We start from the raw sequence: 4,459 nt of genomic DNA on the forward strand, positions 1-4,459 counted from the left end.
TTCAAACTTTTCTTTAGACATTAGGTTGTCCCTCTAAGACACGGAATCGGTGGTTTCACCACATCAACCAAGCAATTGCTTGCGAGATATTTACAGGAAGAAAATCAGGAAGTAACAACAGGAGAAGTGGTGCTGATAGGCAGATTCGAACTGCCGACCTCACCCTTACCAAGGGTGTGCTCTACCAACTGAGCTATATCAGCACATCTTGGAGCGGGCAGCGGGAATCGAACCCGCATCATCAGCTTGGAAGGCTGAGGTAATAGCCATTATACGATGCCCGCGTGAACTCGGCGACCTGACTTTAATCAGCTGTATACTATATCTTAAGTGTATTTCTAGAGTATAACTCGAGCAGAACACCCAAGATCTAAACTGGTTAATGGTGGTGGGGGAAGGATTCGAACCTTCGAAGTCTGTGACGGCAGATTTACAGTCTGCTCCCTTTGGCCGCTCGGGAACCCCACCTTTCCAAATTTTTAATGGTGCCGGCACCAAGAGTCGAACTCGGGACCTACTGATTACAAGTCAGTTGCTCTACCAACTGAGCTATGCCGGCATCAAGTGCTGCGCATTCTAGGAAGAGTTGGCCCACGATGCAACAAAAAAATTGTTTTTTTTGTTCTTTCGCTCATAAAACAATCGTTTTTAATGCTTCTGGTGTTTTTTTCAATAGTTTCAGATTAAATATCCAACAAACAACTCTTGTACAGGAAGAACCAATAAATGCATCTGCCAATTATTTTTTTAAATTATTTGTATCACACTTGTCTTTATCTTGATAAAAAAAAAGAAACTGACGGTCACAATAGACTCAGAAATAATACATTTTTGCATTTACCATCAAAAAAATGACTAAAATTATAAAAAATTCTACGCCTACGATGGCGCAACCGATATGATGAGATTTATTTTTTTGTCGGATACGGGTGTTCTCAACAACCTGTCCAACCTGCATAAACAGGCAGATGTTGGCTTATGAATAAGAAAGAATCTTTTTTGACAACTCCATATTTACAATTTGATCGTAAACATTGGGCCACATTGCGTGACTCGGTGCCTTTAACATTAACAGAAGAAGAAGTCGCTGCTTTAAAAGGGATCAATGAAGAAATCTCAATAGATGAAGTGATTGAAATCTATCTTCCATTGTCACGCCTACTCAATTTTTACATTAGCTCCAATTTGCGGCGGCAAGCTGTTCTTGAGCAATTCTTAGGGACAGATGAACAAAAAATACCTTATGTTATTGGGATAGCAGGCAGCGTTGCTGTTGGAAAAAGTACAACCGCACGCTTATTACAGGCACTACTCAGCCGTTGGCCAGAACATCGTCGTGTCAAATTAGTGACAACAGACGGTTTTTTACACTCCAACAATATATTAAATGAACGTGGATTAATGAAAAAAAAGGGATTCCCTGAATCCTATGATATGCGTAGCTTGGTCAAATTTGTCGCCGATATAAAATCAGGTGCAGAAAAAGTCATCGCGCCGGTATATTCTCACCTGAGCTATGACATCGTTCCTCATGAACAACTTATTATCGAAAAGCCAGATATTCTTATTCTCGAAGGTTTAAACGTATTACAAAGTGGCATGGATTATCCACATGAGCCACATCATGTATTTGTCTCTGATTTTGTTGATTTTTCTATTTATGTAGATGCACAGGAAGAATTACTCAAACAATGGTACGTCAATCGTTTTCTTAAGTTTCGGCAAGGCGCTTTTTCTGATCCTGATTCTTATTTCCACAATTATTCTAAACTAACGACAGAAGAAGCGATAAAAGTAGCATCGAGTATTTGGCGGGAAATTAATGGATTAAACCTGCAGCAAAACATCTTACCAACGAGAGAACGAGCTAGTTTGATTATGACGAAAGGCATCAATCACACGATCGAAAGCGTCAGATTAAGAAAATAAAGCAAAAAGCCGGAAATATTTCCGGCTTTACATTCAACAACCTCGCAAGGAAATTTCGCCGCCGATATAAGGCGTAACAACGCCATTAATATCAAGTAACAAAGCCCCTTGTTGATCTATTCCACGAGCTATCCCATGAACTTCCCGATCACCAATAATTAATTTCACTGAACGATTAATAAAATTATCTAATTCAAACCACCGGGAAATGAAAGAAGTTAGCCCTTCATTTTCAAATTGCATTAACGATTTTTTAAGTTCTATTATGATTTCAGAGACCAACTTATTCCGTTCAATAATCGTTCCTGATTGCTGTAAATTAGTCCAATTTTGATTAATTGATCTTTGTTGATCGCTACTCATCGAAATATTCATGCCTATTCCGATAACAACATGGGCTGCATCTCCTGTTTTTCCCGTCAGCTCAACCAATATTCCAGCAAGTTTTTTATCATCTAAGTATAAGTCATTTGGCCATTTTACTTTTATTCTTTCTGCTCCCTGGCGATTAAGAACTTCTGCAAGAATAATACCAACGACTAAACTTAAACCTATCGCTGCTGCTGGCCCTTGTTCTAAACGCCAATACATAGATAGATATAAGTTGCGACCAAAAGCAGAAACCCACTTTCTACCACGACGCCCTCTACCGGCATATTGATATTCTGCAACACAAGTATCTCCTGAATCGAGTTCAGCTAAATTTTCCAGAATATATTGATTAGTGGAATCAATGACAGGTATTACTTCAATGTGATCATTAGGAAGATAGTTTTCAATAACTTCTTTATCCAGAAGATTCATTGGGGCAGGAAAGCGGTAACCTTTGCCAGGAAGAGTAAGAACCTCTACTCCCCATTCACGAATAGTTTGAATATGTTTATTGATTCCTGCTCGGCTCATTCCCAATTCCTGACCAAGTTGTTGGCCTGAATGAATTTCACCATCAGATAACACTTTAATTAATTTTAATGGGATACTAAGATCTTTCATGAAATACATTCCACTGCGTCTATTTCACCTATACTGCCAATGAAGCGTACCTCAGGCTCTAAGAAGATATTAAATTTTTCTGCAACCTTACTACGTACATAAGCAGCCAAGGTAATGACATCTTGTCCCGTTGCATTACCTTTATTAATTAATACTAATGACTGTTTCAGGTGTACGGCAGCGCCACCAATAGCATAACCCTTCAATTGACATTGTTCGATAAGCCAACCCGCTGCAATCTTTACGCTATGCTCATCATGAGGGTATTGAGGGCAGTTGGGATATTCAGACTTAATCCTATATGCTAACTCAATAGATACAATAGGGTTTTTAAAGAAACTGCCTGCATTACCCATCAACGCAGGATCTGGTAACTTACTCTGGCGCATTTCACACACAGCATCGAATATTTGTTCTGGTGTGACTTTTTCTCGTAAAAACTGCGCTAAGGCACCGTAAGTTAAAATAGGTTCCCATTTCTTATTCAAACGTAAACCGACTGCTGTGATAGCATAACCATCTTTGTATTGATGCTTAAAGATGCTGTCTCTATACGCAAACTGACACTCATTCGCCATTAGACGGATTGAATTACCTGTTTTCAGCTCAACAAAATCCACATACTCACAGACATTTTTAAATTCAACACCATATGCTCCAATGTTCTGGATTGGAGCAGAGCCAACATTTCCAGGGATCAAGGCTAAATTTTCCAAACCATAGATCCGTTGTTTAAATAAGTAAGTAATCAGTTCATGCCAATTTTCACCTGCACCAACATGAATGTGCCATGCAGTATCTGACTCTTGTATATTGATACCAAGAATACGATTTAAGATCACAGTACCTTTAAAATTTTCGGTGAAAAGGATGTTACTTCCTCCTCCCAATAATAAAATAGGATGATCCTTTTCCATTGCTTCTTGCCATAAAGCCAAAAGCGATTCAATAGAAGTGGCTATACCAATATGATCAGCACTGGCTAAAAGGCCAAACGTGTTAAACGCTTTTAGTTGAGTAGATTGACAGACAGACATTCATTTCAAACTCAATAGGGTAATTTTAGTCGTAGTCTACCAGACTCTATATTTGAAAGATAAGTAGTAGTTACCTGACACCTATCTGTTGATGGAAATAAAAAAGAACTAGAAATGCAAAAGGCCACCCAATATGAGTGGCCTTTTGACTGGATATTAAAGCTTGGCAGTTCCCTACTCTCGCATGGGGAGACCCCACACTACCATCGGCGCTACGGCGTTTCACTGCTGAGTTCGGCATGGGGTCAGGTGGGACCGCCGCGCTATCGCCGCCAAGCAAATTCTGTTGTATTTGCCGAACATATTATTCATGGTGCTGATACCCAGATTCGAACTGGGGACCTCACCCTTACCAAGGGTGTGCTCTACCAACTGAGCCATATCAGCAAATACTAAATAAATAAAAAGTGTTGCCAAATGGGCAACACTTATAAATCAATGTCTGGCAGTGTCCTACTCTCACATGGGGAGACCCCACACTACCATCGGCGCTACGGCGT

Annotated in this window: 3 protein-coding genes, 5 tRNA genes and 1 rRNA gene; 1 reads left to right on the plus strand and 8 read right to left on the minus strand. The window is 39.8% G+C overall.

Annotated elements, in window-relative coordinates:
- Positions 1-127 precede the first annotated feature (127 nt).
- The 4 genes from ABLA76_RS16975 to ABLA76_RS16990 all read right to left on the minus strand — a co-directional run bounded on the left by ABLA76_RS16975 (position 128) and on the right by ABLA76_RS16990 (position 559).
- Positions 128-203, minus strand: a tRNA-Thr gene (locus ABLA76_RS16975).
- 6 nt (positions 204-209) lie between these two features.
- Positions 210-284 (minus strand) — tRNA-Gly (locus tag ABLA76_RS16980).
- Positions 285-383: 99 nt separating this feature from the next.
- Positions 384-468: transfer RNA gene (locus tag ABLA76_RS16985), tRNA-Tyr, on the minus strand.
- Positions 469-483: 15 nt separating this feature from the next.
- A tRNA-Thr gene (locus ABLA76_RS16990) sits at positions 484-559 on the minus strand.
- A gap of 419 nt (positions 560-978) precedes the next feature.
- Between ABLA76_RS16990 and coaA the strand changes: the two genes are divergently transcribed.
- A complete protein-coding gene (gene coaA, locus ABLA76_RS16995; protein ID WP_047771711.1) occupies positions 979-1,929 on the plus strand; it encodes a type I pantothenate kinase in 951 nt (316 codons plus the stop codon).
- A gap of 33 nt (positions 1,930-1,962) precedes the next feature.
- Here coaA and birA read toward each other — a convergent pair whose 3' ends face one another.
- From birA to ABLA76_RS17015, 4 genes are all read right to left on the minus strand, one after another.
- Entirely contained in the window at positions 1,963-2,922 is a 960-nt protein-coding gene (gene birA / locus ABLA76_RS17000) for a bifunctional biotin--[acetyl-CoA-carboxylase] ligase/biotin operon repressor BirA (RefSeq protein ID WP_348988835.1), read from the minus strand.
- Positions 2,919-3,959 (minus strand): UDP-N-acetylmuramate dehydrogenase, encoded by a 1,041-nt coding sequence (murB, locus tag ABLA76_RS17005; RefSeq protein ID WP_348988836.1) that lies wholly within the window; start codon positions 3,957-3,959, stop codon positions 2,919-2,921. The genes birA and murB overlap by 4 nt, the downstream gene beginning before the upstream one ends.
- A gap of 161 nt (positions 3,960-4,120) precedes the next feature.
- Positions 4,121-4,236 (minus strand): 5S ribosomal RNA (rrf, locus tag ABLA76_RS17010).
- A gap of 34 nt (positions 4,237-4,270) precedes the next feature.
- Positions 4,271-4,346: transfer RNA gene (locus ABLA76_RS17015), tRNA-Thr, on the minus strand.
- Between the last annotated feature and the right edge of the window lie 113 nt (positions 4,347-4,459).

The organism is Xenorhabdus sp. SGI240 (assembly GCF_040081915.1).
In the GTDB taxonomy this organism is placed as follows: domain Bacteria; phylum Pseudomonadota; class Gammaproteobacteria; order Enterobacterales; family Enterobacteriaceae; genus Xenorhabdus; species Xenorhabdus bakwenae.